Source organism: Streptomyces sp. V4I2, assembly GCF_030817655.1.
GTDB classification, from domain to species: domain Bacteria; phylum Actinomycetota; class Actinomycetes; order Streptomycetales; family Streptomycetaceae; genus Streptomyces; species Streptomyces plumbiresistens.
In genome coordinates this window covers 1,499,035-1,515,213 of record NZ_JAUSZM010000003.1, presented here as the reverse complement: position 1 = coordinate 1,515,213, position 16,179 = coordinate 1,499,035, and the positions used below count along the sequence as shown (strand labels likewise).

Annotated in this window: 9 protein-coding genes and 1 pseudogene; 7 read left to right on the top strand and 3 right to left on the bottom strand. The window is 72.2% G+C overall.

Annotation, left to right across the window (positions count from 1 at the left end; genetic code table 11):
- The first annotated feature begins 49 nt into the window (after positions 1–49).
- Positions 50–1,035 (top strand): IS5 family transposase gene (locus QFZ76_RS07855; protein ID WP_373464271.1). Its coding sequence is split into 2 segments (ribosomal slippage): positions 50–457 and positions 460–1,035, totalling 984 coding nucleotides; the frame shifts between segments, so codons are not numbered across the junction.
- 19 nt (positions 1,036–1,054) lie between these two features.
- Here QFZ76_RS07855 and QFZ76_RS07850 read toward each other — a convergent pair.
- From QFZ76_RS07850 to QFZ76_RS07840, 3 genes are all read right to left on the bottom strand, one after another.
- Positions 1,055–2,359, bottom strand: coding sequence for a VWA-like domain-containing protein (locus QFZ76_RS07850; RefSeq protein ID WP_307673036.1), 1,305 nt, complete (start codon positions 2,357–2,359; stop codon positions 1,055–1,057).
- Positions 2,356–3,621, bottom strand: a complete 1,266-nt coding sequence (locus QFZ76_RS07845) for a MoxR family ATPase (RefSeq protein ID WP_307673035.1) — start codon at positions 3,619–3,621, stop codon at positions 2,356–2,358. The genes QFZ76_RS07850 and QFZ76_RS07845 overlap by 4 nt, the downstream gene beginning before the upstream one ends.
- Positions 3,622–3,702: 81 nt before the next feature.
- Positions 3,703–5,100, bottom strand: coding sequence for a hypothetical protein (locus QFZ76_RS07840; protein ID WP_307673034.1), 1,398 nt, complete (start codon positions 5,098–5,100; stop codon positions 3,703–3,705).
- 229 nt (positions 5,101–5,329) lie between these two features.
- Between QFZ76_RS07840 and QFZ76_RS07835 the strand changes: the two genes are divergently transcribed.
- From QFZ76_RS07835 to QFZ76_RS07810, 6 genes and pseudogenes are all read left to right on the top strand, one after another.
- The gene (locus tag QFZ76_RS07835) at positions 5,330–6,505 is read left to right on the top strand and encodes a cytochrome P450 (protein ID WP_307679956.1); all 1,176 of its coding nucleotides are present in this window, start codon (positions 5,330–5,332) and stop codon (positions 6,503–6,505) included.
- Positions 6,506–6,517: 12 nt separating this feature from the next.
- Entirely contained in the window at positions 6,518–7,726 is a 1,209-nt protein-coding gene (locus QFZ76_RS07830; RefSeq protein WP_307673033.1) for a cysteine desulfurase-like protein, read from the top strand.
- A 22-nt stretch (positions 7,727–7,748) separates the two neighbouring features.
- A complete protein-coding gene (locus QFZ76_RS07825) occupies positions 7,749–8,564 on the top strand; it encodes a DUF427 domain-containing protein (protein ID WP_307673032.1) in 816 nt (271 codons plus the stop codon).
- A 112-nt stretch (positions 8,565–8,676) separates the two neighbouring features.
- Positions 8,677–12,051: a pyruvate carboxylase gene (locus QFZ76_RS07820; protein WP_307673031.1), complete on the top strand. Its 3,375-nt coding sequence runs from the start codon at positions 8,677–8,679 to the stop codon at positions 12,049–12,051.
- Between the two features lie 114 nt (positions 12,052–12,165).
- Positions 12,166–14,710, top strand: a pseudogene (locus QFZ76_RS07815) (glucosidase).
- Entirely contained in the window at positions 14,707–16,170 is a 1,464-nt protein-coding gene (locus QFZ76_RS07810) for an alpha-amylase (RefSeq protein WP_307673030.1), read from the top strand. Before QFZ76_RS07815 ends, QFZ76_RS07810 begins: the two are co-directional and overlap by 4 nt.
- Positions 16,171–16,179: the final 9 nt, after the last annotated feature.

The following is a 16,179-nucleotide window of genomic DNA, read 5'->3' as shown; positions in this document are numbered from 1 at the left end:
TCGGTAGATCGCCTGCGCGCGGGGGCTCGGTCTTGATAGGCCGTCAGTCATGGCGCGAGGCGATCTCACCGATGAGCAGTGGGCCCTGATCGAGCCCCATCTCCCGATTGCCGCGGTTGGGCCCATCCCCGACCTGCGGAAACATTTCAACGCGGTGATGTGGCGGTTCCGGACCGGTAGCCCCTGGCGTGACCTGCCGACCGAGTTCGGGCCCTGGCAGAGCGCGTACGACCGCTTCCGGATCTGGGCGACGCGTGGCGTCTTCCAGGACCTGATGCACACAGTGATCGCCGAGGCCGCTGCCCGCGGCCAGGCTGATCTGGGCCTGGTCAGCGTGGACTCTGCGACCGCCCGGGCCCACCACCACGCCGCCGGGATGGCCCTGGACCCCGAGCAGTTGGCGGCCTTGGAAATGGCCGTCGAGGCCGAAAAGGGGGCGAGGACAAGGAGCAAAGAACGCAGGACGGACAGGCCGAGGACGAGGCGCGCGTCGAGCGGCGACGGGTCCACCGACGACACCGGGCCCGCTTGAAAGCCGCCGAGCTGGGGCGTTCCCGGGGCGGACTGACGAGCAAGATCCAAGTGGCGGCCGACCGACGCTGTCGCCCGCTTGCGTTCGTCCTCACGCCCGGGCAGGCCGGCGACAGTCCGCAGTTCGCCCCGGTCCTGGAACGGGTGAAAGTGCGCGGCCCGGTCGGGCGCCCGCGGACCCGGCCGGATGCAGTGGCCGCGGACAAGGCGTACTCGTCCCGACGCAACCGCCGCTACCTGCGACAACGCGGGATCCGAGCCGTGATCCCGGAGAAGGCCGACCAGGCTGCGAACCGCAAGAAGCGTGGCAGGGCCGGCGGGCGGCCAGTCTCGCACGACGCGACACTCTACAAAGAGCGCAACACCGTGGAACGGTGCATCAACCGGCTGCGGAACTGGCGCGGTATCGCTACCCGGTACGACAAGACCCCGGAGAGCTACGAGGCCGGACTGCACCTGTGTGGTGCGATGCTCTGGCTCCGCAGCATCGCACCACACTCGTGATTCGAATTCCAGACAGGGCCTAGCCGATGTCCACCACGCGCGCCCATGAGGGCGGCGAGTCCGGCACGTAGTCGGGATCGTCCTCGTTGTCCCACGCCCCCGGTTGGCGAGGGAACAGACCCACCACCGTCCGGCACGCAGGACGCGTGTCCGGCCAGGGTGTCTGACCGTCCGTCAGGACCACGATGACGTCGGGCCGTGGCCGCGACCGCAGCGCCTTGGCGAAACCGGTGCGCAGATCCGTGCCCCCGCCGCCCATCAGCGGAATTCCCTCACCACGGCACAGCGGGTGCACGACCCTGGCCGCCGCGTCGCACGGCAGTACGGAGACCAGGTCACGACGGCCGCCCACGGCACGGGAGATGGCGGCGACCTCGAGGATCGCGCTGCCCAGTTCGGCGTCACTGACCGACCCGGACGTGTCGATGATCACGGACACCCGGGGCGGCCTGCGCCGCAGGCTCGGCAGGACCGCCCCGGGCACCGAGGCCGAGCGCCGGGACGGCCGGCCGTAGGTGTAGTCCTCGCCCGCGCCCGGCCCGGAGGCCGCCGAGCGGATCGCCGCTCCCAGCAACTCCCGCCACGGCTGCGGTGGATGGAACGCCTCCTCGGCCCACCGACGCCAGCCCTTCGAGGCGTGCCCCGGGCGGCCGGTGATGCCCTGCGCCACCCGGAACCGGACCGCGTCCCGTTCCTGCTCGCTCAGGCCGCGCGCACCGTCCGGCCCCAGGTCCCACTCCCGTTCCAGTCCGTCGGCGCCACTGCCGCAGTCCAGCCAGGAGATGCTCTGGGTGAGCGGCCCGAGTCGGAACCAGGTCAGGTACTCCTCCATGAGCTGACCCTCGGGCAACCGGAGGAACGCCGGATCGACGACGTCCTCGGGCCGGACCAGCCCGTCACCGAACACGTCGTCGTTGATCTCGCAGTCCGCGGCGATGTTCATCCGCAGCCGTTCCCCCGGGCCGGTCAGCCCACGTTCCCGCGCGACCCGGTCGCTGCGCCCGTGATGGTCGCGCAGCAGGTGCGACACCTCGTGCACCCACACGCCGGCCAGTTCCTCCACCGGCGTCCGGTCCACGAACGCCGGCGAGACGTAGCACCGCCAGTGCCGGTCGACGGCCATGGTCGGCACCCGCCGCGACTCGACGGTGTGCAGGGCGAACAGGGCCGTCGCCAAGTAGGTCCGGACGCGGGCGGCGTGCAGCCGGGCGGCGAAGAGCTTGTCGAGGTCCAGCGCACTCGGCGCACTCGGCGCACTCGACGCGCCCGGCGCGTCCGGTGCCGCCGTTGTGTCCGGTCGTCGCCGGCCCTTCTCCGCGCTCATCGGCCGGCCTTCGCGGTGACCGCGCCCCGGGCGGCCGCGCGATCCGCCGCGTGGTCCGCCCGCCGGGACAGGGACACCACTCCGGCGAGCCGCTCGATCGACGCCGGAACGTCCCAGTCCTCCTGACGCAGCGAGGCGAGGGTGGTCGCGGGGACGACCACCAGGTCCGGGGCTCCGGTCTCCACCGCCCGGACCAGGAGCGCCCAGGCCGCGTCCCAGCGGGCCCTGTCGGGGCGCCGGCGCACCGCGTCCACCACACCGTCCAGCACGGCCTGGCGAAGATCACCCCGCTCGGGCAGTACCGCACCCGCCGGATCGGCGAGCACCTCCTCGGGGTCGGGGAGGTCCAGCCGGTCCAGGCTCGCCAGCAGCTCGAGCCCCGGGCCGTCCCCGACGGTGCCCCGGACCAGCAGGGAGAGCACTTCGCGGGAGGATCCGGCCGCGTTCGCGAAGGCGATCAGGCACAGCGTCATCTCCCAGCTCCGGGGCGACGGCCAGGCACCGCCCCGGCGCGTCTCACTGCTGGGCAGCTGGTGCACGAGCTTGGGCCGGGCGGTGAGCAGCCCGCACACCGCCCGCCGGGCGAAGTCCACGGCCTGCGGCAGCTTCGCCGGGTCGAGCCGCGGCAGGGTCGCCCGGGGCCAGGTCCCGCCGAGGCCGCGTACGACCACCTCGTGGTCGTGGGTCCACTGCAGATGGACGAAGCGGTTGGCGAGCGGCGGGCTCAGTTCCCAGCCGTCGGCCGCCGAGGACCGCGGATTGGCGGCGGCCACGATCCGGACGCCGGGCGGCAGCCGCAGGGCGCCGATGCGCCGCTCCAGGACGAGCCGGAGCAGTGCGGCCTGCACGGCCGGCGGTGCGGTGGAGAGCTCGTCGAGGAACAGCAGCCCCCGGCCGGCCCGCACCAGTCGCACCGCCCAGTCCGGCGGGGCCATCGGCACACCCTGTTCCGCGGGGTCGTCCCCGACGACGGGCAGCCCCGAGAAGTCGGACGGCTCGTGCACGCTGGCGATCACCGTGGTCAGCGGAAGGTCCAGGGCCTCGGCGAGCTGGGTCAGCGCGGCGGTCTTGCCGATGCCCGGCTCGCCCCACAGCAGGACGGGCAGGTCGGCGGCCACGGCCAGGGTCAGGGCCTCCAGTTGGACGTCGGGCCGCGGTTCGGTGGTGGTGTCGCGCAGCAGGCTCAACAAGTCGCCCGCGACGTCGAGTTGGGAGTCGTGAACAGGGGCGGAGGGGACAGCGGACAGCGTGCATGTGGGCATGTGTGATCACCTTTTGGCCAGTGGGTGGGGGAGATCCCCCAGGACATTGAGTGCTCGTGAGGGGACCCGTGGTCCCCGAGGTCAGCGGCCGGTCGTGTGACGGGGATGCGAGCGGTGGTGACGAGGACGGGGAAGCCCCGGGAGGATACGGTCCGGTCCGGGTCCGACCAGGCCGGCCCTGAACAGCCCGTAGGTGATCCGCCGCTCCGCGGCGGCCTCGAGTTCGTCCCGCAGGGCGCCGTCGCGCAGCGCCGCGTCGGGGCCCAGCAGACCCTCGACGACGGCCAGCGCTCCGGCGATGTCGCCGTGGTCCAGGCGTTCGCGCACGCCGGTGAGGCAGTCGGGACGTCGGTGTGCCTCGTCGATCGCCCGCAGACAGGGAAGCGGCGAGCCGGTCAGCGCGACCAGCAGCTCTTCCCGGCGGATCTCGTCGGCGTCGTGGTCCAGCGGGGCCAGCACCCCGTCGACCAGGCCGATCCGGTGCCGGGCGCCCCGACACTCCACGAGACGCGGGTGCCCCGCCCGGTCCGAGGCCCGGGACGGGCCCGGCGGCGACCAGTCCGGTACGAGTGCCGAGGCGACCAGTGGATGCAGCCGCTCGGCCTCGATCGCACCGCTGCGGATCAGCTCCAGGTCGGGCGGCACCCAGGTCGCCGCGTCGGGCAGCAGCGGCAGAGCGGAGGTGTCCCCGCCGCTCGGCGCCGCGATCCGGACAGTCGGCGGCCCGACGTCGTCCATCACCTCCAGGACCAGCCGATTCCGCCTCCCGAGCCGCACGACGACGGCACCGGAGGACCGCCCCTCGGCGTGCAGCAGGATCCCCGCCTCGGCCGCCCACCGGTCCACGGCCCAGCGACGCCCGTGCGGCAGCGGCTGCGGCGCCGTCCGGGGCAGATCCGGGACGGCCACAGGCCGGCCGCCGTCGGCCGGCCCGTCGGCCCCGGACCGGGTCCGCAGCTCATCGGTCCTGCGTACGTCCCACAGGTGGCGGTGCAGGTCCAGGCGGAAGCGCCGACTGGGCCAGGGATGCGGATGGCGGTCGGCGCCGCCCTGCGCGGGGGAGCCGTCCCACAGCGCGAGGCTGATCCGCTGGCCGGCGTCCGCCCAGGCGGGCGGCGTACGGACCACGAGATGCACCGGGCCGTCACGCCCGGCGGCCTCGTACCGGGCCAGCGAGACGGTCAGCCCCGGACGCAGCAGCCCGTCGGGAGCGATCCTCGGCAGGTGCCAGCGCAGCAGGTCCGGAGCCAGATGGCGGAGATCGGCGCGGATCCGGGCCGCGAGTTCCCCGCCATGGGTACGCGCCACGGAACGCAACTGGAGATCGACATCGACACCCGCGGCGGCACACGCCCCGGCCCAGTCGCCGACGTGCCGGCGGGCGGTCGCGGTCTCGATCATGGAGGGCGGCACGGCGAACTCTCGCACGCGCGGCCAGAAGGAAAGGCGGGAAACCTCGTTCGCGGTCCTGGTGAGCATCAGCACTCACCTTGCGCGGACGGGGCCCCCAATCTGTCAACAGAATGAGTCGTCATCGTCGCGGAGCATAGCGTCCCTCACTCCGGTCTGTCAGTAGTGATTCAGCTTCCCGGGTCGGTGGACAAGTCCGTCCGCGGGCGCGGTTGTTAGCCTTGGCTGTGATCGGTTTCCCCATCCCCGCACCCATCCCCACCGTCGTCCCCACCGTCGTCCCCGGCCAGGGTTCATGATGAGCGTCGTCGACTCCTTCCCGCTCGGTGCCGCGACCACCCTGGCCGGACTCGCCGAGGACCCGCATCCGCGCCTGGCGTCGCTGCGTGCGCACGAGCCCGTGTCCTGGCTGCCCGAGCTGGACGGCTGGCTGGTGACCCGGCGCGATCTCGCGATGGGCGTGATGCGGGACGCCGCGACCTTCACGGTCGACGACCCCCGGTTCTCCACCGCGCAGGTCGTCGGGCCGAGCATGCTGTCCCTGGACGGTGCCGAGCACACCCGTCACCGTGACCCCTTCGCCGCTCCGTTCCGCCCCCGAGAGACGCACGACGGTTTCGCCTCGTACATCGAGCAGGAGACCGACCGGCTCATCACCGCACTGGAACCGGCCGGCGCCGCCGAACTGCGAACGGCCTTCGCCGGCCCGCTCGCGGTCGCCGTCGTGACCGAGGCGCTCGGGCTGGTCGGCACCACCGCGGCCACGGTGCTCTCCTGGTACGACTCCATCGTGCGGTCGGTCTCCGACATCACCGCCGGACTCGAGGCCGGACCCGCTGGCGCCGTGGCGTACGCGCAGCTGCGCGCGGCCGTGGAAGCCACCGTCTCCGACCCGGACGCTGCCTCGCTGCTCGGCTCCGCGGCCGGGCGGCTGGGGCTGCCCGAGGTGGCGTCCAACGCCGCCGTCCTGATGTTCGGGGGCATCGAGACCACCGAGGCGATGATCACCAACGCGCTGCTGCACCTGCTGAGCCATCCCGGCCAACTCGCCCTCGTCCGGGCCGATGCCGGTCTGCTGGACGGCGCGATCGAGGAATCGCTGCGCCTGGAACCGGGCGCCGCGGTCGTGGACCGCTACGCCACCCGCGACACCGTCCTCGGCCCGGCCACGATCCGCCGCGGTGACCTGGTCACCGTCTCCCTGACGGGCGCGGGCCGGGACCCGGCCGTCTTCCCCGACCCCGACCGGTTCGACGTCCGCCGCGCCAACGCCCGCCTCCACCTGGCCTTCGCACACGGCCCCCACCACTGCCTCGCCGCGCACCTCGCCCGCCTGGAGACCCGCATCGCCCTGCGGAGCCTGCTCGAACGCCTGCCCGCCCTGCGCCTCGACCCGGACCGCCCGACCGCGCCGTACGGCCTGGTCTTCCGCAAGCCCCCCGCCCTGCACGTGCTGTGGGACAGGGCTGCCTGACAGGAGCATCTCGTGACGTACGACATCACCGCCATCCGCTCCCGGTTCCCCGCCCTGGCGGCCGGCACCGCCCACTTCGACGGCCCCGGCGGCACCCAGACGCCCCGACCGGTCATCGATGCCATCGCCGACGCGTTGGCGCACCCCTTGTCGAACCGGGGGCACACGGTGCCGGGGGAGCGCAACGCCGAGAGCATCGTCGTCGAGGCCCGCCGGGCCCTGGCCGACCTGCTGGGGGCGCAGCCGTCGGGGATCGTCTTCGGCCGCAGCGCCACCCAGCTCGCCTACGACTTCTCCCGCACCCTCGCCAGGACGTGGTCCCCCGGAGACGAAGTGGTCGTCACCCGCCTCGACCACGACGCCAACATCCGTCCCTGGATCCAGGCCGCCGACCGGGCCGGTGCCACCGTGCGCTGGGCCGACTTCGACCCCGCCACCGGAGAGTTGACCGTCGACGACATCCGCGCCGTGCTGTCCGAACGCACCCGGCTGGTCGCCGTCACCGCCGCGTCCAACCTGATCGGCACCCGGCCCGCGATCGCCGAGATCTCCCGACTGGCGCACGCCGCAGGGGCGTTCACCTACGTCGACGGCGTCCATCACACCGCCCACGCGTCGGTCGACGTGGAGCGGCTCGGCGCGGACTTCTTCGTCTGTTCCCCGTACAAGTTCCTCGGCCCCCACCACGGAGTCCTCGCCGCCCGCCCGGAACTGCTGGAGACGCTACGACCGGACAAACTCCTGCCCTCCACCGACGCCGTTCCGGAGCGCTTCGAACTGGGCACCCTGCCCTACGAGTTCCTCGCGGGCACCACCGCGGCGGTCGACTTCCTCGCCGGCCTGGACACGGGTGCCGCCGGCACCCGACGGCAGCGCCTGATCGCGGCGTACACGGCGCTCGAAGCGCACGAGGACAGCCTGCGTACGCAACTGGACAAGGGACTGTCCTCGCTCGAAGGCGTCACGATCCACTCCAGGGCGGCCGACCGCACCCCCACCCTGTTGCTGACGTTCGAGAACCACGGCACGGTGGACGCGTACCGCTTCCTCGCGGAGCGCGGCGTCCATGCCCCGTCGGGATCCTTCTACGCCGTCGAGGCCTCACGCCGACTGGGCCTCGGCGACACCGGCGGCCTCCGCCTCGGCCTCGCGCCCTACACCTGCACGGAGGACGTCGACCGGCTCCTGACCGGGCTGTCCGAGTTCCTGACATCCCGCTGAGCCGTTGAAAGGAGAGCAGGGCATGAGCACATTCCCCACCGCCCGGGCCGTCCGGACCACCCCGGAAGGCCTTCTGTGGGAGCCCAGCGCACGCTGGGTCCGCGGCCTCAAGGGTGACGTGACGGTCGTCGACAGCCGGCACCCCGTCCTCGTCTGGGAACCCGACGTCCCCGTCCCGCTGTACGCCTTCCCCCGCGCAGAGGTCCGCGAGGACCTGCTGTGCCCCGCGAAGAACCCCCCGACGGGCACGCACACCGGCTCGCGGATCTTCTACGACCTCGAAGCCGACGGCGAGACCGTGGAGAACGCGGCCTGGACCTTCCCCGCCGCCGACCTCGCCGACCACATCGCCTTCGAGTGGTTCCGGCGCGTCGGCCGGGGCCTCGACCACTGGTACGAGGAAGAGGAGGAGATCTTCATCCACCCCCGCGACCCGCACAAACGGGTGGACGCGATCCCCAGCAGCCGCCATGTCGTGGTCCAGATCGACGGCACCGTCGTCGCGGACACCCGCCGCCCGGTCCTGCTGTTCGAGACCGGTCTGCCCACGCGGTACTACATCCCGCGCGAGGACGTCCGCCTCGACCTGCTCGAGCCCACCGACCACAGCACCGGCTGCCCCTACAAGGGCACCGCCCGGTACTGGTCGTGGCGGGCCGGCGCCGACGTACCGCCGAACATCGTCTGGAGCTACCCGGACCCGCTGCCCGCGGTGGGCGCCGTCAGGGGACTCCTCGCCTTCTTCAACGAGGCGGTCGGCATCATCGTCGACGGCGAACCCCAGGAGCGGCCCGTCACGCCGTTCACCCCGATGCTCTCCTCCCCGTCACCGGAGTGACCGGCGCACACCGTCCCGAAACCGACACCCCCACGTGACCCGCCTCTCATGGCAAGGCGGCGGTAATGCCGCGACCATGGTGTCCCTCACCGGCAGTTCGAAGGGATCCGGAATGCTCCGCAAGGTACTGGTCGCCAACCGAGGCGAGATCGCGATTCGAGCCTTCCGCGCCGGCTATGAACTGGGCGCGCGGACCGTCGCCGTCTTCCCGCACGAGGACCGCAACTCGCTGCACCGGATGAAGGCCGACGAGGCCTACGAGATCGGCGAGCCGGGGCACCCGGTGCGGGCCTACCTCTCCGTCGAGGAGATCATCCGCGCGGCCCGGCTGGCCGGTGCCGACGCCGTCTATCCGGGCTACGGGTTCCTGTCCGAGAACCCGGAGCTGGCGCGGGCCTGCGAGGAAGCGGGCATCACCTTCGTCGGGCCGAGCGCGCAGATCCTGGAGCTGACGGGCAACAAGGCCCGGGCGGTGGCCGCCGCCCGCGCGGCCGGCGTACCGGTGCTGGGGTCCTCGGCGCCCTCTGCCGACGTGGACGAGCTGGTGCGGGCCGCCGAGGACATCGGCTTCCCCCTGTTCGTGAAGGCGGTCGCGGGCGGCGGCGGGCGCGGCATGCGCCGCGTCCAGGAGCCCGCCCAGCTGCGCGAGTCCATCGAGGCGGCGGCCCGCGAGGCGGCCTCCGCGTTCGGTGACGCCACCGTCTTCCTGGAGAAGGCCGTCGTGGAACCCCGTCACATCGAGGTGCAGATCCTCGCCGACGGGCACGGCAACGTCATCCACCTCTTCGAGCGCGACTGTTCCGTGCAGCGCCGCCACCAGAAGGTCATCGAGCTGGCCCCCGCGCCCAACCTCGACCCGGCGCTGCGCGAGCAGATCTGCGCCGACGCCGTGCGGTTCGCCCGCGAGATCGGCTACCGCAACGCGGGCACCGTGGAGTTCCTCCTCGACCGCGACGGCAACCACGTCTTCATCGAGATGAACCCGCGCATCCAGGTCGAGCACACGGTGACCGAGGAGGTCACCGACGTCGACCTGGTCCAGGCACAGCTGCGCATCGCCGCCGGCGAGACCCTCGCCGACCTCGGCCTCTCCCAGGAGACCGTCACCCTGCACGGCGCCGCACTCCAGTGCCGGATCACCACCGAGGACCCGGCCAACGGCTTCCGCCCGGACACCGGCCGGATCAGCGCCTACCGCTCGCCCGGCGGCTCGGGCATCCGTCTCGACGGCGGCACCACCCACGCCGGTACGGAGATCAGCGCGCACTTCGACTCCATGCTGGTGAAACTCACCTGCCGGGGCCGGGACTTCACGACCGCGGTGCGCCGGGCCCGGCGTGCCGTGGCCGAGTTCCGCATCCGCGGCGTGGCCACCAACATCCCCTTCCTCCAGGCGGTCCTCGACGACCCGGACTTCCAGGCCGGAAACGTCACCACGTCGTTCATCGAGCAGCGCCCGCACCTGCTCACCGCCCGCCACTCCGCCGACCGCGGGACCAAGCTGCTCACCTACCTCGCCGACGTGACGGTGAACAAGCCGCACGGCGAGCGGCCCGACCTGATCGACCCCACCACCAAACTGCCGCGGGCCGACGCCGGCGAGCCGCCCGCCGGCTCCAAGCAGAAGCTCACCGAACTGGGCCCCGAGGGCTTCGCCCGGTGGCTGCGCGAGTCACCGACGATCGGCGTCACCGACACCACGTTCCGGGACGCCCACCAGTCGCTGCTCGCCACCCGGGTCCGCACCAAGGACCTGCTCGCCGTCGCCCCCCTCGTCGCCCGCACCCTTCCCGAGCTGCTCTCCCTGGAGTGCTGGGGCGGCGCCACCTACGACGTCGCGCTGCGCTTCCTCGCCGAGGACCCCTGGGAACGCCTGGCCGCCCTGCGCGAGGCCGTGCCGAACCTCTGCCTCCAGATGCTGCTGCGGGGCCGCAACACCGTGGGCTACACGCCGTACCCGACCGAGGTGACCGACGCCTTCGTGCAGGAGGCCGCGGCCACCGGCATCGACATCTTCCGCATCTTCGACGCGCTCAACGACGTGGGCCAGATGCGGCCCGCCATCGACGCCGTACGGGCGACCGGCACCGCCGTCGCCGAGGTCGCCCTGTGCTACACCTCCGACCTGTCCGACCCGAACGAGCGGCTGTACACCCTCGACTACTACCTCCGCCTGGCCGAGCAGATCGTGGACGCGGGCGCCCACGTCATCGCCGTCAAGGACATGGCCGGTCTGCTCCGCGCCCCCGCCGCCGCGAAACTGGTCTCCGCGCTGCGCCGCGAGTTCGACCTGCCGGTGCACCTGCACACCCACGACACGGCGGGCGGCCAGCTGGCCACCTACCTCGCCGCGATCCAGGCCGGCGCGGACGCGGTGGACGGCGCGGTCGCCTCGATGGCGGGCACCACCTCACAGCCGTCGCTGTCGGCGATCGTCGCGGCGACCGACTACTCGGAGCGGCCGACCGGCCTGGACCTGAGGGCGGTCGGTGATCTGGAGCCGTACTGGGAGAGCGTCCGCAAGATCTACGCACCGTTCGAGGCTGGCCTCGCCTCGCCGACCGGACGCGTCTACGACCACGAGATCCCCGGTGGCCAGCTCTCCAACCTGCGCACCCAGGCCGTGGCGCTGGGCCTCGGCGACCGGTTCGAGGACATCGAGGCGATGTACGCCGCCGCCGACCGCATCCTCGGCCACCTGGTGAAGGTCACCCCCTCGTCCAAGGTGGTCGGCGACCTCGCCCTGCACCTGGTCGGCGCCGGGGTGGCGCCCGAGGAGTTCGAGGCGACGCCGGACAAGTTCGACATCCCCGACTCCGTCATCGGCTTCCTGCGCGGCGAGCTCGGCACCCCGCCCGGCGGCTGGCCGGAGCCGTTCCGCAGCAGGGCGCTCCAGGGCCGCGCCGAGGCCAAGCCGGTGCAGGAGCTGTCCGCCGAGGACCGTACGGGGCTGGAGAAGGACCGGCGCGCCACGCTCAACCGGCTGCTGTTCCCCGGGCCGACGCGCGAGTTCGAGACGCATCGCCAGAGCTTCGGCGACACCAGCGTGCTGGACAGCAAGGCCTTCTTCTACGGCCTCAGGCCGGGCAAGGAGTACGCCGTCGACCTCGAGCAGGGCGTGCGGCTCCTCATCGAGCTGGAAGCCGTCGGTGAGGCCGACGAACGCGGCATGCGCACGGTGATGTCCGCGCTGAACGGCCAGCTGCGGCCGATCCAGGTCCGCGACACCGCCGCGTCCTCCGACGTGCCGGTGACCGAGAAGGCCGACCGCTCCAAGCCCGGCCACGTCCCCGCGCCGTTCGCCGGGGTGGTGACACTCGCGGTCGCCGAGGGCGACGAGGTGGCGGCCGGTGCCACGGTGGCCACGATCGAGGCGATGAAGATGGAGGCCACGATCACCGCCCCGAAGGCCGGACGGGTGTCCCGGCTCGCCATCAACAAGATCCAGCAGGTGGAAGGCGGCGATCTGCTGGTGGAGATCGCCTGAGCCACGCGCCACGCGCGTCCCCCCCCGTTCGGCCGAAGCCGCGTGCGGCCGGGTCCGACCCGCCCGAGTCTGGACGGGTCGGGCAGGTCGGACGGTGTGTGAGGAGCCTGGGTGATGACGACTGACGGTGACGCACGCGACGCAGAGCGGCGGCGGCTGGCGGAGGCCGACGCGGGTGCGGCGCCCTGGCGGCGCTGGGGCCCGTACCTGAGCGAGCGGCAGTCGGGCACCGTCCGGGAGGACTACAGCAGCGACGGCGACGCCTGGTCGTACTTCACCCACGACCAGGCCCGCTCCCGCGCCTACCGCTGGGGCGAGGACGGCATCGCCGGCGTCAGCGACGACAAGCAAGGAACGCATGTTCGGCCTCACCAACACCGAGGGCAACCACGGCGAGGACGTCAAGGAGTACTACTTCCACCTCGACAACACGCCCACGCACTCGTACATGAAGTTCCTCTACAAGTACCCGCAGGGCGCGAAGGCGGGACCGGAGGACCTGCTGGTCGAGATCACCGCGCACAACCGCGGACCCGACGAGGCGACGCTCCACCTGCTGCCGACCATCTGGTTCCGGCACACCTGGTCCTGGGCCGGCGGCACCGCCGTACCGGGCCTGCGGCAGACACCGGGCGCGATCCGGGCCGACCACGAGGAACTCGGCCCGCGCTGGCTGTACCACGACACGGATACACCCACGCTCTTCACCGACAACGAGACCAACAACGAGCGCGTCTTCGGCAGCCCCAACACCACGCCGTACGTCAAGGACGGCATCGACCGCCACGTCGTGCACGGCGAGCAGGACGCCGTGAACCCGGAGCGCACCGGGACCAAGGCGGCCGTCCACCACGTCCTGACCGTCCCCGGCGAGGACAGCGTCACCATCCGCCTGCGCCTGACCGACACCGAACTCACCGCCCCCTGGGGGGACTTCGGACAGGTGCTGGACCTGCGCCGCACCGAGGCCGACACCTTCTACGACGTCCTCGCACCGGACGGCATGGGCCGGGAAGAGAAGCGCATGGTCCGTCAGGCGCTGGCCGGGATGCTGTGGAGCAAGCAGTACTACTACCTGGACGTCCAGCGCTGGCTGGCCGAACACGGTGTCGACCCCCTCGCCGCCGACCCGAACGTCCGCAACAGCGGCTGGTACCACATGGTCAACGACGAGATCATGTCGATGCCGGACACCTGGGAGTACCCGTGGTTCGCCGCCTGGGACCTCGCCTTCCACACCCTCCCTCTGGCCATGGTCGACATCGGCTTCGCCAAGTCCCAGCTCGACCTGCTCCTGCACCGCCTCTGTCTGCACCCCAACGGCCAGATCCCGGCGTACGAATGGAACTTCGGCGACGTCAACCCGCCCGTGCACGCCTGGGCGACCCTCTTCGTCTACGAACTGGAGAAACACCGCACCGGCCAGGGCGACCGCGCCTTCCTGGAGAACGCCTACCAGAAGCTGCTGAAGAACTTCACCTGGTGGCTCAACCGCAAGGACGTCGACGGCAACAACGTCTTCCAGGGCGGCTTCCTCGGCCTCGACAACATCGGCGTCTTCGACCGCAGCGCCCCGCTGCCCACCGGCGGCCACCTCGACCAGGCCGACGGCACCGCCTGGATGGCGCTGTACTGCCAGAACCTCATGGACATCGCCATCGAACTCGCCGTCGACAACCCGGTGTACGTCGAGCAGGCACAGATGCTGTTCGAGCACTTCGCGTGGATCGCCGTCGCCATGAACCGCATCGGCAAGGACAACGCCAGCCTGTGGGACGAGGAGGACGGCTTCTTCTACGACGTCCTCAGGCTGCCCGACGGCAGCGCGATCCCGCTGAAGGTGCGCTCCCTGGTCGGCCTGATCCCGCTCGCCGCGACCAGCGTGATCGGCGGCCGGGCGGACCGCAGCTTTCCCGAACTGGTCGAAGGTGCCCAGGAGTTCATCCGACGGCACCCGGCCGTCGAGGCGTTCGTCTCGCAGCACGCCGCCGGCGGCCCCAGCGCCGAGGGCCGCTATCTGTTCGCCCTGTTCGGCGAGGACCGGCTGCGCCGCATCCTGGCCCGCATGCTCGACGAGGACGAGTTCCTCGGCCCGCACGGCATCCGGTCCCTCTCCCGCCACCACGCGGAACACCCGTACACCTTCGACGTGCACGGCCAGACCTACGGCGTCGGCTATCTGCCCGCCGAGTCCGACTCCGGGATGTTCGGCGGCAACTCCAACTGGCGCGGCCCAGTGTGGTTCCCGATCAACCTCCTCCTGATCCGCGCCCTGATGAACCTGCACGGCTACCACGGCCCCGACTTCACCGTGGAGTGCCCGACCGGCTCCGGACGGCGGATGAACCTCTACGAGGTCGCCCGCGAGATCTCCGACCGGCTCACCTCCACCTTCCTGCCCGACCCCGACGGTCACCGCCCGGTGCACGGCGCCCAGCCCAAGTTCGCCAAGGACCCGCACTGGAAGGACCTGATCCTTTTCTACGAGTACTTCCACGGTGACAACGGCGCGGGGCTCGGCGCCGCCCACCAGACCGGCTGGAGCGGACTGGTCGCGGCCACCGCGACGCTGTTCCACGTGGTCGGCGCCGACGACTGGCACCGCGGCGGCCGGGACTTCCTACGGCCCACGGACGACCGGGAGGAACCCCTGTCATGACGGTGATCCTGGAGATCAACACCCTTGTCTGGCTGCGCGAGCTGAGCGACCGCCACGGGCGTCGCATCACCCTGGGCGAGGTGCCCGGCGAGGTCTGGGACGGGATCGCGCTGCCCGGCATCGACACCGTCTGGCTGATGGGCGTCTGGGAGCGCAGCCCCGCCGGCCTCGGGATCGCCCTGCGCGACGACACCCTCATGGCCTCGTTCCGCGCGGCCCTGCCCGACGTCACCGAGGCGGACCTCGCAGGATCCCCGTACTGCGTACGGAACTACGTCGTCGACGCCTCCCTCGGCGGCCCGGAGGGCCTGGCCGCGGCCCGCGCCCAACTGGCCGCACGCGGACTGCGGCTGATCCTGGACCACGTCCCCAACCACGTGGCCCCCGACCACCCCTGGCTCACCGCACACCCCGACCGTCTGATCCAGGGCACCCCGGACGACCTGGCCGCCGCGCCGGACGCCTTCATCGAGGCCGGCGGTCGCGTCCACGCCCGGGGCCGCGACCCGTACTTCCCGCCCTGGCCGGACGTCGTCCAGCTGAACGCCTTCGCCGACGGCCTGCGGGCCGCGACGGTGGACACCCTGGTGTCCATCGGCGACCAGGCGGACGGCGTGCGCTGCGACATGGCGATGCTGATGATGAACGACGTCTTCGCCAAGACCTGGGGCGACCGGGCGGGACCGGTTCCCGCCGAGGACTTCTGGCCGTACGTCATCCCGCGCGTCCGCGCACGCCACCCGGACCTCCTCTTCGTCGCCGAGGCGTACTGGGACCTCGAACAGCCCCTCCAGCAGCAGGGCTTCGACCACTGCTACGACAAGCGGCTCTACGACCGCCTGTGCCACGAGAACGCCGACTCCGTCCGCGCACATCTGGGGGCCGGCCTCGCGTACCAGCGCGGCCTCGTCCGCTTCCTCGAGAACCACGACGAGCCACGGGCCGCCACCACCCTGCCCGGCGCACGGGGACAGGCCGCGGCCATCGCCGTCGCGACCCTCCCCGGCGCGACGCTCTGGCACGAGGGCCAGTTCGAGGGCCGCCGGGTTCGCCCACCGGTGTTCCTCTCCCGCCGGCCACCGGAACCGGCCGACGAGCCGCTGCGCGACTTCTACGGCCGTCTGCTCGGGGCGGCGGCCGCCGTGCGCAGGGGCGAGTGGCGGCCGCTGACCCCGACGGGCCTGCCGGACAACGACACCCACGGCAGTCTGCTCGCCTGGACCTGGACGCACGAGGACACCCGCCACGTGGTCGTCGTCAACTGCGCCGACCGCCCGGCCCAGGCACGGCTTCCCCTCCCGTGGGACGACCTCCGAGGCGGCCACCACCGCCTCACCGACCTCCTCACGGACCGGACGTACGACCGCGACGGCGACGAACTGACCGGCCCGGGCCTGTTCGTGGCCCTGGACGCGTGGGACGCGCACGTCCTGTCCATGCCGGCCCGGGAGACCTCGTAACGGCTGTCG